The 17,709-nt window shown below is 72.7% G+C and carries 16 protein-coding genes and 1 pseudogene; 8 read left to right on the top strand and 9 right to left on the bottom strand.

All coding sequences use genetic code 11. The features are described 5' to 3' along the window. Nucleotides 1-17 precede the first annotated feature (17 nt). Together ACIBF8_RS20345 and ACIBF8_RS20350 are read right to left on the bottom strand one after the other, a co-directional pair. Nucleotides 18-602 carry a hypothetical protein gene (locus tag ACIBF8_RS20345; protein ID WP_396784780.1) on the bottom strand — a complete coding sequence of 195 codons (585 nt, stop codon included), beginning with the start codon at nucleotides 600-602 and terminating at the stop codon, nucleotides 18-20. A gap of 946 nt (nucleotides 603-1,548) precedes the next feature. Beyond that, on the bottom strand, nucleotides 1,549-1,872 hold the full coding sequence (locus ACIBF8_RS20350) for a MazG-like family protein (protein ID WP_396784782.1): 324 nt from the start codon (nucleotides 1,870-1,872) through the stop codon (nucleotides 1,549-1,551). Nucleotides 1,873-2,098: 226 nt separating this feature from the next. On the opposite strand from ACIBF8_RS20350, the gene ACIBF8_RS20355 reads away from it, so the two are divergent. Further along, nucleotides 2,099-3,466: an alpha/beta hydrolase family protein gene (locus tag ACIBF8_RS20355; RefSeq protein ID WP_396784784.1), complete on the top strand. Its 1,368-nt coding sequence runs from the start codon at nucleotides 2,099-2,101 to the stop codon at nucleotides 3,464-3,466. A 69-nt stretch (nucleotides 3,467-3,535) separates the two neighbouring features. Here ACIBF8_RS20355 and ACIBF8_RS20360 read toward each other — a convergent pair whose 3' ends face one another. The 5 genes and pseudogenes from ACIBF8_RS20360 to ACIBF8_RS20380 all read right to left on the bottom strand — a co-directional run bounded on the left by ACIBF8_RS20360 (nucleotide 3,536) and on the right by ACIBF8_RS20380 (nucleotide 7,759). Continuing rightward, on the bottom strand, nucleotides 3,536-4,258 hold the full coding sequence (locus ACIBF8_RS20360; RefSeq protein WP_396784785.1) for a hypothetical protein: 723 nt from the start codon (nucleotides 4,256-4,258) through the stop codon (nucleotides 3,536-3,538). A 428-nt stretch (nucleotides 4,259-4,686) separates the two neighbouring features. Further along, a pseudogene (locus tag ACIBF8_RS20365) lies at nucleotides 4,687-5,565 on the bottom strand (DUF3626 domain-containing protein); the annotation flags it as partial. Nucleotides 5,566-5,598: 33 nt separating this feature from the next. Next, nucleotides 5,599-5,988, bottom strand: a complete 390-nt coding sequence (locus ACIBF8_RS20370) for a VOC family protein (protein WP_396784787.1) — start codon at nucleotides 5,986-5,988, stop codon at nucleotides 5,599-5,601. 56 nt (nucleotides 5,989-6,044) lie between these two features. Continuing rightward, on the bottom strand, nucleotides 6,045-6,674 hold the full coding sequence (locus tag ACIBF8_RS20375) for an MBL fold metallo-hydrolase (protein WP_396784788.1): 630 nt from the start codon (nucleotides 6,672-6,674) through the stop codon (nucleotides 6,045-6,047). Then, complete coding sequence (locus ACIBF8_RS20380) at nucleotides 6,671-7,759, bottom strand: S-(hydroxymethyl)mycothiol dehydrogenase (RefSeq protein ID WP_396784789.1); 1,089 nt, start codon at nucleotides 7,757-7,759, stop codon at nucleotides 6,671-6,673. Before ACIBF8_RS20380 ends, ACIBF8_RS20375 begins: the two co-directional genes overlap by 4 nt. Nucleotides 7,760-7,943: 184 nt before the next feature. Between ACIBF8_RS20380 and ACIBF8_RS20385 the strand changes: the two genes are divergently transcribed. Then, nucleotides 7,944-8,363 carry a hypothetical protein gene (locus ACIBF8_RS20385; protein ID WP_396784791.1) on the top strand — a complete coding sequence of 140 codons (420 nt, stop codon included), beginning with the start codon at nucleotides 7,944-7,946 and terminating at the stop codon, nucleotides 8,361-8,363. A gap of 19 nt (nucleotides 8,364-8,382) precedes the next feature. Then, a complete protein-coding gene (locus ACIBF8_RS20390) occupies nucleotides 8,383-9,564 on the top strand; it encodes a low temperature requirement protein A (RefSeq protein WP_396784792.1) in 1,182 nt (393 codons plus the stop codon). Nucleotides 9,565-9,607: 43 nt separating this feature from the next. Here ACIBF8_RS20390 and ACIBF8_RS20395 read toward each other — a convergent pair whose 3' ends face one another. Together ACIBF8_RS20395 and ACIBF8_RS20400 are read right to left on the bottom strand one after the other, a co-directional pair. Then, nucleotides 9,608-10,066, bottom strand: a complete 459-nt coding sequence (locus ACIBF8_RS20395; protein WP_396784793.1) for a hypothetical protein — start codon at nucleotides 10,064-10,066, stop codon at nucleotides 9,608-9,610. Next, complete coding sequence (locus ACIBF8_RS20400) at nucleotides 10,066-10,545, bottom strand: hypothetical protein (protein ID WP_396784794.1); 480 nt, start codon at nucleotides 10,543-10,545, stop codon at nucleotides 10,066-10,068. The genes ACIBF8_RS20395 and ACIBF8_RS20400 overlap by 1 nt, the downstream gene beginning before the upstream one ends. A gap of 44 nt (nucleotides 10,546-10,589) precedes the next feature. Between ACIBF8_RS20400 and ACIBF8_RS20405 the strand changes: the two genes are divergently transcribed. From ACIBF8_RS20405 to ACIBF8_RS20425, 5 genes are all read left to right on the top strand, one after another. Continuing rightward, the gene (locus tag ACIBF8_RS20405; RefSeq protein WP_396784796.1) at nucleotides 10,590-11,567 is read left to right on the top strand and encodes a helix-turn-helix transcriptional regulator; all 978 of its coding nucleotides are present in this window, start codon (nucleotides 10,590-10,592) and stop codon (nucleotides 11,565-11,567) included. A 92-nt stretch (nucleotides 11,568-11,659) separates the two neighbouring features. Then, nucleotides 11,660-12,292, top strand: coding sequence for an ATP-binding cassette domain-containing protein (locus ACIBF8_RS20410; RefSeq protein ID WP_396784797.1), 633 nt, complete (start codon nucleotides 11,660-11,662; stop codon nucleotides 12,290-12,292). Next, nucleotides 12,289-13,566, top strand: a complete 1,278-nt coding sequence (locus ACIBF8_RS20415) for a hypothetical protein (RefSeq protein WP_396784798.1) — start codon at nucleotides 12,289-12,291, stop codon at nucleotides 13,564-13,566. Before ACIBF8_RS20410 ends, ACIBF8_RS20415 begins: the two co-directional genes overlap by 4 nt. Beyond that, entirely contained in the window at nucleotides 13,563-15,329 is a 1,767-nt protein-coding gene (locus ACIBF8_RS20420; RefSeq protein ID WP_396784799.1) for a hypothetical protein, read from the top strand. The genes ACIBF8_RS20415 and ACIBF8_RS20420 overlap by 4 nt, the downstream gene beginning before the upstream one ends. After that, the gene (locus ACIBF8_RS20425; RefSeq protein ID WP_396784801.1) at nucleotides 15,326-17,707 is read left to right on the top strand and encodes a hypothetical protein; all 2,382 of its coding nucleotides are present in this window, start codon (nucleotides 15,326-15,328) and stop codon (nucleotides 17,705-17,707) included. Before ACIBF8_RS20420 ends, ACIBF8_RS20425 begins: the two co-directional genes overlap by 4 nt. Nucleotides 17,708-17,709 lie beyond the last annotated feature (2 nt).

Consider the following 17,709-nt stretch of genomic DNA (forward strand, 5'->3'; position numbering starts at 1 on the left):
GCTGTGGTGCTGTGGGGTCAGCTGTTCCAGTGCTGGGTGACGAGGTCGGCGGCCTGCTGCTCCCACTGGGCGTAGGCGTCCGGGTAGGCCGAGACCTGCACGGTCTGCGCGGCCTGGGTCAGTGGCATGTCCTGCCAGCCGTCGACCTGCTTGAGGCCCTTCAGGAACGCGGTCGTGGAGTACTGCGGGTCGGTGATCTGTTCCGGGGTGCCCCACCCCGAGCTCGGGCGCTGCTGGAACAGGCCCAGCGAGTCGTGGTCGTTGGCGTCGCCGAGGTGGCCCAGGTTCTCCAGCTTCGACTCCTGCAGACTCGTCGCGATCGAGATCACCGCGGCCCGCTCGGGCAGGCCGGCCTTCTTCGTCGCGGCGATGATCGCCTTCACGTTCGCGGTCTGCTCGTCGTTGAGGGTGATGTGCGACTGCTCGCCCTGGGTACCGTGCGGGATCAGCTTGCCGGTGTCAGGCTTGTCGGCCTGCACCGCCATTGCGACCGGGGTGGCGTCGACGGGGTTGGCGTGCGCGGCGATCGGACCGGCGAACACACCACCGGCGAACGCGAGACCAGCAACCGACAGCACGCTCTTACGAATGATCGTGTTCATGGGGGTAGCTCCTTCGGGGGTAGGACACCCGCCCACGCCGATCGGGGGAACGGCAGTAACGGGTGTGAGCACCTCGTCCGGCGCCGCACAAACAAGGGGGGAAGGTTTGGGGGGTGACGCCCACGTTCACTGGGGCGTCGGGGACGGCGACCTCGCAAGCCCGGGGGCTCCGGGGCGCCGGGTCCCGGTGTAACGACCCGGGGGCCGGGGTCATTCCCGGCGGCCCACCTGCCAGCGCCCTGCTCGACGCGGGTGGCCGGTTGGCCGTGGGGACCACAACGACCGGGCACGGGCCGGCATTCCAACCTGCCCGACCAGCCCTCCGGGGGGCAGGGCGGCGGCCGGTGGTGCTGCGATCGTCAGGGTATGTAACGACCCCACCCCGGCCACGATTCCGCCCCACAGGTGCGGTCCACCACATCGCAGAGACTCGGATACCCGGACAAATCGCCCGCACCGGTCGCGCGCCCAAGGTCCACAAACTGCTCGGCGCGCATGATCCACTCGCCTTCATTGAAAGCGGGGCATCCGGCACGGCGCGACACCCCGACATCAAGAAACCCGAGTCGATCTAGATTCGCCGGTACCGACATAACGCTCAATGCGGACATGCCACGCCTGACCTCGCCCCCCGCAAGTTGCGCTGCGGCGAGGATGGGCTGGGATGACCCGCCAGCCGGACGGCGACAGGCACGACCGAGGCAGCCTGGCGCGCCGGTGAGACCGAGGCAGCCGGGCGCGACAGGCACGACCCCGGCCCGCGCGCAACGGGCACAACGAGGCAGCCGGACACAACGAGCGCGCCGGCGCAGCCGGATGGCGACAGGCACGACCCAGACAACAGACAGCGACGGGCGTGACCCAGGCGGCCAGACGCCGACAGGCAGGACCCGGGCAGCCCGACGGCGATCGGCGCGACCGAGGGCGGGTGGGCGTGATCGTGACGCTAGGGGCGGCTTTGGTCTGCCAGACGCGAACGCACCTTCGCGGCGCAAGCATCCAGGGTCGTCTGCGCGTCCAGCCCGAGGCTTTCGATCGCCACCAACGCCGTGAAGGCGACGTCGGCCAGCTCAGCCGCTACGTCCTCGTGGGTGTGGGTGACACCCTTGCGCGGATTCTGCCCGAGCAGACCGATCCACGCGGCCGACGCCTCCCCCGCTTCCTCGGTCAGCTTGAGGATGCGGCAGGTCAACTCGGTCTGCCCGGTGCCGTTCGCCGCGTCCAGCCATGTGCGCGACGCGCGGGCCGCCTCCCAGATCGACTCGTTCACGGCGACCAGTCAACCCGATCGGCTCACCAGCCCACGCGACCGGGTACGGCACGGAACGGAAGACCGCACACTACTGATCGGCCGGACAGGGGCGCGCCTGATCGGCCGATCAGCGCAGCCATTGACACTGGTCGACGGCGGTCCTAGGTTCAGGGCGCTACCGGCCGGTAGGCAACCGTCCCGCCTGGTCGCCCCCCGGGCGACATCCGTCCGATGGGGAGCACCGATGCTGTCCACGCCAGTTCGTACCCTCCGCCGGCTGTTCGCCGCCACCGTGACGCTGACCCTCGCGGTCGGGCTAGCCGGTGCCGCGCCGGCCAGCGCCACCGGTCGCGACGCGCGGGGCGGTGAGCCGCTGCCCGGCTACACCATCCAGAATCCGCCGCTGGCCCCGCTGGTCGTGGGCGGCAAGCAGACGACGGTACGTCAGGGCGTGCACCGCCACGCCGGGTACATCATCGAGGTCCCCGCCCGGTGGAACGGCGACCTGGTGTTGTGGGCGCACGGCTACCGGGGGCAGGGCACGGTGCTGTCGCCGGAGCCGCCCGGCTTCGGGCTGCGCCAGCGTCTCCTGGAGCAGGGGTATGCCTGGGCGTCGTCCTCGTACGACCGCAACGGCTTCGACATTCGTTCCGGGGTGCTGGGCACGAAGGATCTCGCCGACCACTTCGGGCGGACGGTTCGCCGGCCGCAGCACACCTACGTCGCCGGGGTGTCGATGGGCGGGTACGTCATCGGTCGCTCGTTGGAGCAGTACCCCGGCTTCTACGACGGCGCGCTGCCGATGTGCGGGGTGCTCGGCGATCAGACGCTGCTCGACTTCTACCTGGACTACAACCTGGTCGCGCAGGCGCTCGCCGGGGTGCCGGCCTATCCGACGCCGGCTGACTACCTGACCGACGCGGTGCCCCGCATCCAGGTGGCGCTCGGCCTGGCCGGGCTGACCCCCACCGGCCCGGACACCAGCACCGACCGGGGCAAACAGCTGCGGGCGATCACGGTGAACCGTTCCGGCGGGCCTCGTCCGGGGGCGGACGCGGCGTTCGCGTTCTGGAAGGACTTTCTCTTCTCGATCACCGTGACCAGTGGTGGCGACTCCCCCGCGCAGCGGCCCGGCCAGCTCTCCACCAACCTGCTCACCCGCTACACCCCGAACAGCCCGGTCAACGTCAACGCGACCGTGCGGCGGGTCGCACCGGAAAACGTCGTGCAGCGGCTCCTGCCGACGCTGACCGAGGTGCCGCGGATCGCCGGCCGTCCGACCGCGCCGGTGCTCAGCCTGCACGGCCTCGGTGACCTGTTCGTGCCGTTCAGCATGGAGCAGGCGTACGCCAACGACGTGGCGCGGCACGGCCGCAGCGGGCTGGTCGTCCAGCGGGCGATCCGGGCCACCCAGCACTGCGAGTTCACCCCGGCCGAGGCCGGCGCCGCCTGGGACGACCTGGTGTCCTGGGTACGCACCGGCAAGCGTCCGGCCGGCGACACGGTGACCGACCCGGCGGTGGTGGCCCGACCCGACTACGGCTGCCGGTTCAGTGACCGGGACGCGTACGCGGCCGGGGTCGGCACCCGCCGTCTCTACCCGGCCTGCTGAAATACGCGAACAGAAAGAACCGGCCGGCTCCCGTGGAAGGGAGCCGGCCGGCCTCGTGTGCGGGTGTTCTCACCAGAGCTGCTGGACGATGTCCGCCGCCTGCTCCTCCCACTGCGCGTACGCGTACGGGAAGGCGGAGACCTGCACGGTCTGCGCAGCGGTGGTCAGCGGCAGGTCCTGCCAGCCGCCGACGTTCTTGAGTGCGGTGAAGAACGCCGTGGCGGCGTACTCCGGGTCGGTGATCTGCTCGGGCGTGCCCCAACCGGACGACGGACGCTGCTGGAACAGGCCCTGCGAGTCGTGGTCGTTGTACGCGCCGAGGTGGCCGAGGTTGTACAGCTTCGACTCCTGCAGCGAGGTGGCGACGCCGATCACCGCGCCCCGGTCACCGACGCCGGTCTTCTTGGCGGCGTCGACGATCGCGCGGGCGTTGGCCAGTTGCGCGTCGTCGAGGGGTACCCGCGACTGCGCGCCCTCGATGCCGTGCGGGATCAGCTGGTCGCGGCTCGGCTTGCCCGCCGGCGGCTTGCCCGTGGCGGAGCCGGTGGTCAGACCCGACTCGACGGGCTGCTCGGGCTGCTCATCCTGGTGGGCAGGGCTGGCGGCCTTGCCGGTGGCGAGGTCGATGGCGGCGACGGCGCCCTGGTGCGGTCCGGAGGTGACCGGGGCGGCGGCCGCGGTCGGCGCGAGCGCCAGACCGCCGAGGGCGGCCACACCCGCCACGCTCAGCGCGGTCTTGCGGTACGAGTCCTTAGCGATGGCGGGGAGCCATCGAGTGAAGTCGACCTTCACGATGGTTGCCCTTTCGATCGTGCGAAGTGCTCCGGGGTGAACACTCCTCGGGAGATGACCGCGGAAAAGGGTTTGGGCTCCGGCGGTACGGGGGACACAACCAGCTTCACGTGTCGGGCATTCCGGAAATGCCCGAGCGCCGCCGAGTGCGGTCCCGGTCACGGCACAGAATCGGACATAGCGGCTCTGTCTGCGTCAGGCCGGACGGCCGTGACGGAGGGTGTTTTCGGAGCCCGGGGTCAATGTCCGAACGCCAGCCTTTGCTCTGCTTACTTATACGCACCGGCTACGGTCCGTGATTGCGGGTGAGGAACCTCCGTGACTGGCGGGAAGTGCCCATTCGCAGCTCGCGGGAGGTGGTGCACATAGGCAAGCAGAGCAAAGGGGCCAGGCGAGGTTATGGGAGGCCGGCGGCTAGCGATTTGTGGCTACCGTGAGTGGGCGTGCAGGCCAGCACGCTGGGTGAGGTTGCCGTGCGATTCGCCGTGCCGGACGAGAACGTGCCAGAGCTGTTTGAGGTGCTGGAGGGTCTCGACCACCGGCCCCCGGTCCGCCCACCGCTCCGGCTCGGTGACCACCGACACCGCGCCCCGGCCGATCAGCGCCGCGTCCACCGGCGCGCCCGCTCGGGCGAACTCCCCGTGCAGTCGCGCCGCCAGCACCGGGATCGCCGGGCCCCGAAAATCTGCGTCGACCCGGTCGACGGCCAGCGCGAAGCCTGGGTGCCACCGCAGCGGGAAACCGTGCCGCTGGGCGATCAATTCCAACGTCGCGCCGGTCGGCGTGCCGGTGAAGGACGGGTCCGCCACCAGTTCCTCGACGTCACGCGCCAGGTCCAGGGTGCCGTGGATCTGGGCCTCCACGTAGTCGTCGAGCGCGCGGCCGACCCTGAACGGCGCAGTTGGCCCGTTCCGTAACGTCCGGACGAGGGCGCCGACGTCCGTTCCGGCACGTCCCAGGCACGCACCGGTGGCGGCCAGGTCGGTCAGGAGCCCGGCGAGCACCGGCTCGAAGGCGTCAGCGGTGCCCACCACCCTGGGGCCGAGGTGACTGTCACCGAGGCAGAAGGTCGCCCGGGTCAACACCGCCGGACGCAGCCGCAGATGACAGGAGCCGAAGCGGGGGCAGGCGCCGTCGGCGTGGTGGAGCAGGTTCACCCCGCCGTACACGGGGCGATCACCCGGCACGACCCCGGACCGTTGGTACGCACCGTTGGAGATCCCGGTGACGAACTGACTGCGGTACACCCCGTCCTCGAACAGGGCGGTAGCGACGGTACGCCCGTCGACGCACAGTCGGTCGGGGTGGAAATTGACGGTGGGGGCCGGAAGCTGCCCGGCTCAGCTGTCGCCATCACCGACGGGCTCCGCTTCCCGCGTCCCGACACCCTCGTGCGGCCTGAGAAGCTCCTGGAAGATGGTGATCTGGAGGTCGGCGGGGGCGGCGAGGCGGGAGTTGAGCGACTGCCACGGCGTCCGCGTCGGCGGCGCGATCTCGCTCGCCCCGGCGGCCACCAGACGAGCGGTGGTCGCCTCCGTGTCGTCCACCTCGAAGGCCACCCGGATACGCGGCGCGACCTGCCGACCCACCTCGACCTCGTCGATCAGTCGGTTCTGCGCGGGGTTGGCGATCTCGAGGGTGGCGCGGCCGGCGTCCAGGATCACCACCCGGGCATCCCCCTCGCCGCTGAACGCCTCCTCCTGGGCCGACCTGGAGGCCCTCGACGGCACCCCGATCCTGGACGTCAAACCGGTGCTGGGCGCGGCCAACGAACGCTGAACGGGAGTCAGTGCCCGCGGGCCAACCACTGCGGCAGGTGCGGCGCCTCCGCGCCGATCGTGGTGTCGTCACCGTGGCCGGTGTGCACGACCGTCTCCGCCGGAAGGGTCAGTAGGCGGGTGCGGATCGACCGGACGATGGTGTCGAAATCGCTGTACGAGCGGCCGGTCGCACCAGGTCCACCGGCGAAGAGCGTGTCACCGGTGAACACGGCGCCCAGCTCCGGTGCGTGGAAGCTGCACGCGCCGGGGCTGTGCCCAGGGGTGTGCAGCACCCGCAGCGTCGTGCCGGCCACCTCGATGATCTGCCCGTCGTGCAGCTCGCCGTTCGGCGGCAGGTGCGGGTGGACCATGTCCCACAGGACCCGGTCGGCGGCGTGCAGCAGCACCGGCGCTCCGGTGGCCTCGGCCAACTCGGGTGCCACCCGGACGTGATCGTCGTGCGCGTGGGTGGCCAGGATCGCCCGGACCTGCCGCTCGCCCACGAGGGCGAGGATCGCCGCCACGTCGTGCGGCGCGTCCAGGATGACGCACTCGCTGTCGTCACCGATCACCCAGACGTTGTTGTCCACGTCGAAGGTCTGCCCGTCCAGGGAGAACGTGCCCGAGGTGACCGCGCGGTCGACGCGGGCGGTCACGGGAACACCACCACCGACCGGAGCACGTCGCCGTGGTGCATCCGCTCGAACGCGGTCTCGACCTGGTCGAGTGCGATCTCCTCGGTGACGAACGCGTCCAGGTCGAGCCGGCCCTGCAGGTACAGCTCGGTGAGCATCGGGAAGTCCCGGCTGGGCAGGCAGTCGCCGTACCAACTGGACTTCAGGGCGCCGCCGCGGCCGAAGACGTCCAGCAGCGGCAGCTCGATCCGCATCTGCGGGGTCGGTACGCCGACCAGCACCACCGTGCCGGCCAGGTCGCGGGCGTAGAACGCCTGCTTCCACGTCTCCGGTCGGCCCACCGCGTCGATCACCACGTCGGCGCCGAAGCCACCGGTGGCCGCCCGGATGGCCTCGACCGGGTCGGTCTCGGAGGCGTTCACGGTGTGCGTGGCGCCGAACTTGCGAGCCCAGTCGAGCTTGCGGCTGTCGGTGTCCACGGCGACGATCGTGGTCGCGCCGGCGAGGACCGCACCGGCCACCGCCGCGTCCCCGACGCCGCCGCAGCCGATCACCGCGACCGAGTCGCCCCGGGTGACGTTTCCGGTGTTCATCGCCGCACCCAGCCCGGCCATCACCCCGCACCCGAGCAGACCCACGGCGGCGGGTCGGGCGGCCGGGTCCACCTTGGTGCACTGCCCGGCGTGCACCAGGGTCTTCTCGGCGAACGCGCCGATGCCCAGCGCCGGGGCGAGTTCGGTGCCGTCGGTGAGGGTCATCCGCTGGGCGGCGTTGTGGGTGTTGAAGCAGTACCAGGGACGACCGCGACGGCAGGCGCGGCAGACACCGCAGACCGCCCGCCAGTTGAGGACCACGAAATCGCCCGGGGCGACGTCGGTGACGCCCTCGCCGACCTGCTCGACGATGCCAGCCGCCTCGTGACCGAGCAGGAACGGGTAGTCGTCGTTGATGCCACCCTCGCGATAGTGCAGGTCGGTGTGGCAGACACCGCACGACTGGATCCGGACGATCGCCTCACCGGGACCGGGATCGGGCACCACGATGGTGGTGACCTCGACCGGTGCGCCCTTGCTGCGGGAGATGACTCCCCGGACTTCCTGGCTCACTTCGCCTCCTGCTGGTGGTCTGCGGCAGGGCCGGGCGCCGGGCGGGCGGGTGTGCCACGGGCTCGGCGGTGGGCCCCCGGCGAACCTACCGCGACCACCACGGCCAGCCCAGCCGGCCCGGCGGGTTATCGCGGGCGGTCCGGGGTACGCGGGCCGCATTCGACCACGGCCAACGGGAGTGACCATGAAATTCGCGCACCTGCCGCTACGGGTCAGCATCGGGGCGTACTTCCTCGACTCGGGTCTGGGCAAGCGCAACCTGGAGGGCGCCGCCGCGGAGGGCATGCACGGGATGGCGGTCGCCGCCATGCCCCAGCTCGGTCAGCTGGAGCCGGCGCGCTTCGCCAAGCTGCTGTCGTACTCGGAGATCGCCCTGGGGGCCGCGCTGATCGCACCGTTCGTCCCGGCGCCCCTGGTCGGACTCGGCCTCACCGCGTTCGGCGCGGGCCTGATCCAGCTGTACCTGAAGACGCCGGGAATGCGCGAACCCGGCAGCATCCGCCCGACCCAGCAGGGCGCGGGGCTCGCCAAGGACGTCTGGCTGGTCGGCGCGGGGCTGACCCTGGTGCTGGAGGGGCTGACCCACGGGCGTCGGCACGGCTGAGGCGACCTGAGGAACTGCGTTGACTCGACCCCGGTCGGTGCGGCCGTTCTACCGGCCGATGCGGCCACGTCGTCGCGACGAACCGCACCGCACGGCCACGACGCTGGAACTCTTCTTCGACCTGTGCTTCGTGGTGGCCGTGGCGCAGGCCGCCGGCAACCTGCACCACGATGTCTCCGAGGGTCACCTCGGCCACGCGCTGACCAGCTACCTGATGGTCTTCTTCGCGATCTGGTGGTCGTGGATGAACTTCACCTGGTTCGCCTCGGCCTACGACACCGACGACGACCTCTACCGGATCACCACCCTGGTGCAGATCGCCGGGGCGCTGATCATCGCGGCCGGGGTGCCCCGGGCGTTCACCGACGGCGACTTCAGCGTCATCACGTACGGCTACGTGGTGATGCGGATCGCCCTCGTGGTGCAGTGGTGCCGGGCCGCCGCCGGTGATCCGGCGCACCGCCGGGCCGCCCGGCGGTACGCGATCGGGGTCACCCTCGTCCAGCTCGGCTGGCTGCTGCGACTGGCCCTGCCGCCGGCTTGGGGGACCGCGACGTTGCTGCTGCTGGTCGTGGCCGACCTGCTGGTGCCGGCGGTGGCCGAGCGGCCGGGAATGACGCCCTGGCATCCGAGGCACATCACCGAGCGGTACGGGCTGTTCACCCTGATCGTGCTCGGTGAGGTGGTGCTGGCCACGTCGGTGGCCATCCAGACCGGAGTGGACGCCGGTGACCGGCACCTCTGGTCGCTGGCGGCGGCGGCCACGCTGATCGTGTTCGCCCTGTGGTGGCTCTACTTCGACCGGCCCATCGAGGCGCCCCACCAGCTGCCGTACACGTTGGTCTGGGGCTACGGCCACTACCTGATCTTCGCGGCGGTGGCCGCGGTCGGCGCGGGTCTGAGCGTGTCGGTCGACTACGAGCGGCACCTCGCGCACATCTCGGAGCGGACCGCCGGGTACGCGGTGGCCATCCCAATCGCCGTCTTCCTGCTCACGGTCTGGGTGCTGCACGTACGCCGGCAGCAGCACGGCGCGGTGGTCGTCGCCTTCCCGGTCGTCGCGCTGCTGGCCCTGGTCGCGCCGCTCGCCGCAGCCCCGGTGTACGTGCTCGCGGCACTGCTGGTCGCTCTCGTGGCACTGACTGTGCTGTTGCGCCGCCGCGACCTCGGGCCGAGCACGACGGTGAGCGGATCGGCCTGACTCCGGTCAGGCCACCTCACGGTCGAAAGTTACCGCCGGTGCGCTAGTCGGACGCCCGCGTGAAGGTCATGATCCAGTTGGTTTCCCAGGTCTGCTCACCGTCGACCGAGAACGCCTGCTCCCAGCGCGCGGTGGTCGCGCTGATGTCCGACCAGATGAACCGGCACCGCACCGGTCGCCCCTCGTGCTGGTCGTCGGCGTAGAAGTGGCCGACCCCGTCGACGAAGCGGCCCACCATCGGCGGCAGCCCGAGCACCCCGGTGTCGCTGCTCATCCAGTAGATCGACCACTCCTGCCGGGCCGGGTCGAAGATCCGGACGGTGGCGCCAGCGGAGCCCTTGGTCGGGAAGGTGATCTCGTCGAAGTGGCCGCCGCCGGCGAAGAAGCCGTGCGCCACCGACACCCCGGGGAACTCCTCCCACTCGTCGGAGCCGACCAGCCGCTTGCGCAGCCGCCGGTTGACCACGTTCCAGGTGCCCACAAAGAAGTCGAAGTCGCCCATCAGCGGCCCACCGGCCCTTCCGCTCGCGTGTCCTGCAGGTATCCATCCAGGTTGGGAGTCTCAGGGGCCAGCATGTGCCGCACCCAGGCCGCCCGCTCATGCTCCAGCACCGCCAACTCCCAGACGCAGCCCACCGCGGGGCGGCGTAGCTCGACGAAGTGGGTCGGGTCGTCGTCCGGGCAGTCCAGCGCCGGCTGCCCGGCCGCCGCGACGCGGACCTCCACCGCGTTGTCCCACACCCAGGTGTACGCCAGCAGGTAGGCGCCGGTGTCCGCACCCCGGTGCAGCACCACCCACCCGGCGGCCGGGGTGCCGTCGTCGACCAGGTCGACCAGCAGCAGGGGCACCTGGTCGTACGCGGCCTTCTCCACCTCCGGTTCCAGCGGCTGCTCCGGCTGGTCGATGTGGTAGCGCTTGAGCTGTCGACCGTCCACCGTGATCGGTCCCGGCGTTCTCAGATCCTTGTCGCGAAATGCCATGCCGGGACGGTACGAGCGGTCCCCTGACAGCTAGTGTCAGTGAAGTGCGGGCCAGTCGACTTCTCTCCGTCCTGATGCTGCTCCAGTCACACGGGCGGATGACGGCCGCGCAGCTCGCCGAGCGGTTGGCCGTCTCCCCCCGCACCATCTACCGGGACGTCGAGTCGCTGCACGCCGCCGGCATCCCGCTCTACGGCGAGGCCGGGCACGCCGGTGGCTACCAGCTGGTCGACGGGTGGCGGACCCGACTGACCGGGCTGACCGGCGAGGAGGCCGACCGGTTGTTCCTGGCCGGGTTGCCCGGCCCCGCCGACGAGCTGGGCTACGGCGACGTGGTGGCCGCGCTGCAACTCAAGCTGCACGCCGCGCTCCCCGCGCCACTGCGCGACCGGGCGGCCCGACTGCAGCAGCGCTTCCACCTCGACACCCCCGGCTGGTACGCCGATGGCGACGCCTCCCCCGAGCTGACCCGCACGGCCGAGGCGGTCTGGCGGCAGCACCGCATCGAGGTGCGCTACCGCGGCTGGAACGGCGAGGTGAGCAGGGTCCTGGAGCCGTACGGCCTGGTGCTCAAGGGCGGCCGCTGGTATGTGGTGGCCGACCAGCCCGGCCGGGGCGCGCCGGCGACCTATCGGGTCAACCAGATCCTCACCCTCACTCCACTGGCCCAGGAGTTCGACCGACCCGCCGACTTCGACCTGCCGGCCTGGTGGCGGGCGCACGTGGTGCAGTTCCGGGCGCGGCTGCACCGCGACGAGGCCACCGTCCGGCTCTCCCCCGCCGGTCGGGAGCGGCTGCGCGAGATCGGCAGCGCTCCGGTGGTGACCGCGATGGACGCCAGCGCCGGTCCACCGGACGCCCGGGGTTGGGTGACGGCGGTGCTGCCGATCGAGTCGCTCACCCACGCCCACGGTGACCTGCTGCGCCTCGGCGCCGACGTCGAAGTGCTGACCCCGGCGGCGCTGCGCGAGCGGCTGGCCGCCACGGCGGCCGGGCTCGCCGCGCTCTACTCCCCCGCCTGAACAGCCCCGACCGTCTCCACAGTGGAAGGCTCGGGGGCGTCGGTTGTCGGCACGGTGTGCCACCCTGGGACGGTCATCGATGGTCTCCGGAGGTGAGGGTCACGCTACGGCTACGCGCACTGGTCGCCGTCCCCGGCACCGGCCCGGTGACCCTCGACGTTCCCGCCGGCACGCTCGCCGCCCTGGTGGCGCCGCCCCGGTTCGGCACGGCGGTCGCACGGGTGCTGGCCGGGCTCGCCCCGCCGGTGACCGGTCGCATCCTGGTCGGCGACCGGGACGTCACCGGCCTGCCGCCGCCGCGTCGGCAGATCGGCTACGTGCCCGCGGGTGGCGCACTGCTGCCGCAGCTCACCGTGCGGCGCAACATCGAGTACGGGCAACGCAAACGCGAACGGGTGCACGAGGTGGCCAACGACTGGACGGCCACCGTCGTCGACCGGCTCGAGTTGGGGCTCTGCCTCGCCCTGCTGCCGCACCAGATCTCCGCCGCCCAGCGGTTCCGGGTGGCGCTCGCCCGCGCGGCGGCCTGCCTGCCCGAGGTGCTGGTGGTCGACCTGCCGGCCGGCTCGGCCGGTGACAGCCGCCTCGGTGACCTGATGCCCCGGCTCTCCCCACCGGACGCCCCCGGGGTGGCGGTGCTGGTCTGCACCGCCGACCCGGCCACCCTGGCCGAGATCCCGGTCCAGCACGAGCTGGTCACCGAGCCGAGCGAGGCGACCCGATGAGGCCGGCCGCCCGGGCGAGCCGCCGGACGCTGCTGCGCGCCGCCGCCGCGGGCGCCACCGCGCTGGCCACCGGTTGCTCCGGCGGAGCCCGGTCGGTGCAGGTCGCGGTGGTCTGGAGCACCAGCGAGCTGGACCGGTTCCGCGACGTGGTCGCTGGCTACCCCGCCCCGGTGCAGGTGGTCAGCGCCGGCAACGACATCGACGCCTTCCTACGGGCCCGGCACCTCGCCGGCACCAGCCCGGACGTGGCGATCCTGCCGCGCCCCGGTCTGGTCACCGAATATGCCCAGCGCGGGTGGCTGAGCCCGGTGCGCCCGTCCACCGGGTACGCCGTACCCTCCGGGCTGGGCGAGTTGCTGACGGCCGAGGAGCAGCGCTACGGCGTCTGGGTGAAGGCGGCGCACAAGTCACTGGTCTGGCACCTGCCCTCCATGCTGGCCGCGCAGCCGGCCAACTGGGACGCGCTGGTGCAACGGACCAAGGAGCTCGGGGCGCGCGCCCGACGCGACGGCGGCCCGGCGCCCCTAGCCATCGGCGCCGCGGACGGCTGGGTGCTCACCGACTGGTTCGAGAACGTGCTGGCCGACGTGGCGCCCGAGAGTTACCACACCCTCGCCCAGCCGGGCGCCGACTGGCAGGGCCAGCCGGTGCGGGAGGCCCTGGACCGGTTGGCCGGGCTCTGGAGCATCGACGGCGCGTTCGTCGGCGGCGGCCGTCGTGCCCTGCTCACCCAGTACGAGGAGGCGGTGATCCAGGTCGTGCACACCCGACGGGCGGTGATGCTCCTCGGGGCCGACTTCACCGCCGACGTCGTCGGCCCGTTCCAGCGCGGGCCGGAGGCACCGGTCACGTTCCGCTTCCCGGGCACCCGGTCCGGCGGTGGCCCGCTGATCGTCGGCGGGGACGCGGCCGTGGCGTTCGCCGACGCCCGGGGTGGCGTCGAGCTGGTCGAATGGCTCACCAGGGCCGAGTCGTTCCAGCCGTGGCTGCGCGAGGGCGGCTATCTCTCCCCCAACACCAACGTCTCGATCAGCAGCTACAAGGACGGCGTCGCCCAGGGGCTCGCCATGGAGATGCGGGCCCCTGGCACCCTCCGTTTCGATCTCTCCGACCAGTTGCCCGGCGCGTTCACCGGCTCGGACGGGGTCGGCATCTGGCGGATCATGCAGGGTTTCTTCGCCGACGTCACCGATGGGGTCCGCGCCAGCGAGGCGATCCGCCGGGCCACCGGCCTGCTCGCCGCGGCGGCCGACAGCGCGGGGGGCGGCCGATGAGCCAGGTACGGGTCCTCGGCGAGTTGGCGGTCCTCGACGACGTCGGGCCAGCCCGCCGCGGTCGGGCGTATCCGGCGGCGGGGGCGACCTCGGCACTGCTGCTGCCGGCCGCGGTGCTGCTCGGCGGGCTGGTGCTGTGGCCGGTGCTGCGGACCATGCACGCCAGCGTCACCACCGACGGTCGCTGGGTCGGTGCGGCGCACTTCCGGACCGCGCTCGCCGCTCCGGGCACCGGTGCGGTGGTCGGCCGGACGCTCCTCTGGGCCCTGGTGGTGCCGGCGGTGGTCACGGCACTGGGCTATCTGCTCGCCGCCGCGTCCCGCCGCTCCCAGGAGGGCGGCCTGGTCCGGTTGATCCTGCTGGTGCCGGTGGCGTTGCCGCTGGTCGTCACCGGGGTCACCTTCCGGCTGATGTACGACCCGGACCCGAGCCGAGGGTTGGCCACCCTGGTCGCCACCCGGCTGATCGGCCGCTCGATCGACGACGCGCCGCAGTTGCTCGGGCCCGGGATGGTCACCGTCGCGTTGATGTCGGCGTTCGTCTGGGCCTGGGTCGGGTTGGCGGTGCTGGTGTTCCGATCCGCGCTGGACGCGGTGCCGCCGAGTTTGGCCGACGCGGTCCGCGCCTACGGCGGTGGCCGCCGCCATGTGCTGTGGGACGCGCAGTGGCGCCCGCTGCTGCTGCGGACGACCGCCGTGGTCTTCGCGTTGGTCGCGGTCGGCACCAGCCGCACGTTCGACCTCATCCTGGTGATGACCCCCGGCTCGGTCCGCGACGAGGCCTCCGTGCTCGCACTGCGGATCTGGCAGACGTCCGGGGGCACCACCACCGGCGACGGCGCGGCGCTCGGCGTGGTGTGGCTGGTGGCGGTCGTCGGCGGGATCATGGTGGCCGCGCTCTTCGTCCGCCAGGCGTGGCCTCCGCCGCGCGTCGAGGCGGCACCAGAGCCCGGCCCGGTGGCCCCACCCCGGCGGGTGTTCCGGCTGCTCGCGGCGGGTGCCGCGATCGCCTGGCTGGTGCCGCTGGCGGTGCTGGTCGCCACGTCAGCCCACGGCAGGGTGGACGCCGCCGCGCGCGGCTGGTGGTCGGCACCCCCGAATGCCGAGTCCTACCGCAATCTGGTCACCGGCACCGAGTTGTGGCGCACGCTGGCCTTCACGCTGGTGTTGGCCACTGCCGTGACCGCCACGGTGCTGGTGGTCGCGCTGCTGGCCGCGTACCCGCTGGCCTGGTTGACCGGCCCGGCCGCACAGGCCACCGGGCTGCTGCTGCTGGCGGCCAGCGTCGTGCCGATCCAGGTCATCGCCGGGCCGGTCAACGAGGTGCTGGGCCTGGTGCTCTCCTCCGGCACGGCCCAGGGGCTGGCCCTGGTGCACGTCGCGTTGGGCGTGCCGTTCGCGGTGCTGGTGCTGCGTAACGCGTTCGCCGACCTGCCGGTCGAGCAGGTCCGCGACGCCCGGTTGGGCGGGCGTCGGTGGTGGCACACGCTGCGCCGGTTGGCCCGGCACAACCGCTCGGCGGTGGTCGCGGTCGGCGTGCTGGAGTTCGTCCAGGTCTGGAACGACCTGGTGGTGGGTCGGCTGTTCGGTGGGCCGGGGGCGTCGCCGCTCGGGCCGTTCCTGGCCGAGCAGACCCGCAGCTTCGTCAGCAACAGCGGCGCGCTGGCCGCCAGCTCGGTGCTCGCCTCGGTGCTGCCGGTGCTGCTGGTGGTGCTGTCCCGGCGGCACCTGGTCGCCGGGCTCGTCTCCGGGGGTGTGCGGTGACCGGGCCGGGCGGTGCCCGCAGTGGCTCGCGTTGGCCGGCGCTGATCGCGATCGGCGGCGTGGTCGGCAGCATCCTCGCCAACGTGGCCAGCAACCTGGCCGGCAATCTCCTCTCCGAGCTGGCGGCCAGCGTGCTCGGGCCGGTGACCATCGTCCTGGCCGTCGGCGGCGTCGTGGGTTACGTGGTGTACGAGGTGCGCCGCCGCCGGACCGGCCGGGAGGTCGGCCCCGAGCCGACGGATGTGCTGACCACACCGACCACCGGGGCGCCCACCCTGCCCTACACGGCGGAGTTCACCGGTCGCGGCGAGCACGTCGACGCCGTCGTCGGGTTGCTCGCCCGGGAGCACGCGGTGGCGGTGCTGGGCCGGCGCGCGGTCGGCACCTCCGCGTGCGCCGTCGAGGCCGCCAACCGGTGCCGGGAGGACTTCCCGGACGGGCAGTACTACCTGGACCTGCGGCGGCGCGGCCGACCCCGCTCGGCCCGGCAGGTGCTCACCGCGCTGGCCCGGATCCTGGGCACCGCCCCGCCGACCTCCGGCCGGCGGGACGCGCTGGCCGCCGCCGCCGACGCGCTGCGCGGCCAGCTCGACGGTCGCAAGATCCTGCTGGTGCTGGACAACGTCGACCGCCCCGACCAGGTCCGTCCCCTGTTGCCGCCCACCGCGCGCACCTGTCGGCTGTTGCTCGCCGGCGGTCCGGCACTGGTCGGTCTGGAGGGTGTGGTCGCGCACTGGATCGCCGAACCGGGCACGTCCGAGGCGGTGGAGCTGTTCGCGACCGCGGGTGGGGCCGCGCCCGCCGCCCGGGTGCGTCGCGCCGACCCCCGCACCGACCCGGCGGTCCGCGACATCGTCGACCTGTGCGGCCGACAGCCGCGCACCGTCCGCGCGCTCGGCTACCGCACCGCTCAGCACGGCTGGCGGCACTCCGACGTGCTGGACGCGCTGCGCCGGGCGGTGCAGACGCCACCACACCAACGGCTCGCCGTCTCGCCGGCGGCGCGTCTGGTCACCGAACGGGACGTCGCGTACGGGGCGTTGCCGCGCGAGGCCCGACGGATGTACCGGCTGATGTCGCTGGTCCCCGCTCCGGTGGACCGGCCGGCCATCGCCGCGCTGGCCGGACGGCACCCCGAGCTGGTGACCGCGCTGCTCGACCGGTTGGCCGCCGCGGCGTTCGTGGTCGGCGCACCCGGCGACCGGTACGAGATCCGCCCGTTGCTGGCCGGCAGCGCCCGACTGCACCTGCGGGACGCGGATCCGGCTCGGGTCCGGGTCGCCGCGCAGGCCCGGTTGACCCGGCACCTGGCCCGGCGGGCCGAACGGCACGCGGCCAATCTGGCGGTGCTCGGCTCCGCAGCGGACCGGGAGTGGTCGCTGCCGCTGGACGACGACCCGTACGGCTGGTTCGACCTGCACCAGGAGCTGCTGCTGGCGGTGGTGCGGGTGCCGGCCGGCGCGAAGGAGACCCTGCCCCGCCGGGTCCGCCGGTGGTGGTTCCGGCTGGCCGTGGCGCTGTGCGGGTGGCTGGCGTACGCCGAGCGGCTGGACGAGTGGGAGCAGGTCTGTCGCACCGTGCTGGCCACCCCGACCGCCGACGACCGCCCGGAGATCGCCGGGTGGGCGCACAACGAGCTGGGCGTGCTGCGCCGACGTCGGCACGACCCCCAGGGGGCGGCGGCGGCGCTGACCCTCGCGGTCAACGAACGCGGGCGGCGCGGCAACGCCCAGGCGCGGATGAACCTCGGCCTGGCCCTGCTCGACCTGGGGCAGCTCGATGACGCGGTGGAGCACCTGGAGATGTCCCGCCGGCACCGCTCCGGCGCCGACCGTGCCGGGCACGCTCTCACCGACCTGGGCCTGGGCGCGGCACAGCTGGCTCGGGGCGAACCGGACACCGCGCACCACCACCTGGTGCGGGCGGCGAACACCTTCCGGGCGGTGGGTGACGCGCGCGGGTACGCGGCGGCGCTGACCAATCTGGTGCTGGTGCACGCGGCGCTCGGCGAGCACCTGGACGCCGCCCAGGCGTGGCGGGCCGCCCTGCGCGAGTACGAGTCGGTCAACGACCGGACCAGTCGGGCGACGGCACTGCTCAACGCCGGGGCGACGCTGTTGAGCAGCACCCCGGGGCAGGCGCGGACGGCGTACGAGCTGCTGGCCGAGAGCCGCCGGCTGCGCGAGGAGACGCGGCCGACCGCCGGGCTGGCGCGCACCCTGCTCTACCTCGGTGACGCCTGCGCGGCGCTGGGCGACCGGGCCGACGCGCGGCGGCACTGGGCGGACGCGGCGGCGGTGGCCGAGGAGGTCGCCGACACCCAGGGGTTGGCGGCCGCCGACGCCCGACTAGGGCCTGCTGACAGCCGCGTGACGTAGGT

The organism is Micromonospora sp. NPDC050276 (genome assembly GCF_044459545.1).
Taxonomy (GTDB): Bacteria; Actinomycetota; Actinomycetes; order Mycobacteriales; family Micromonosporaceae; genus Micromonospora.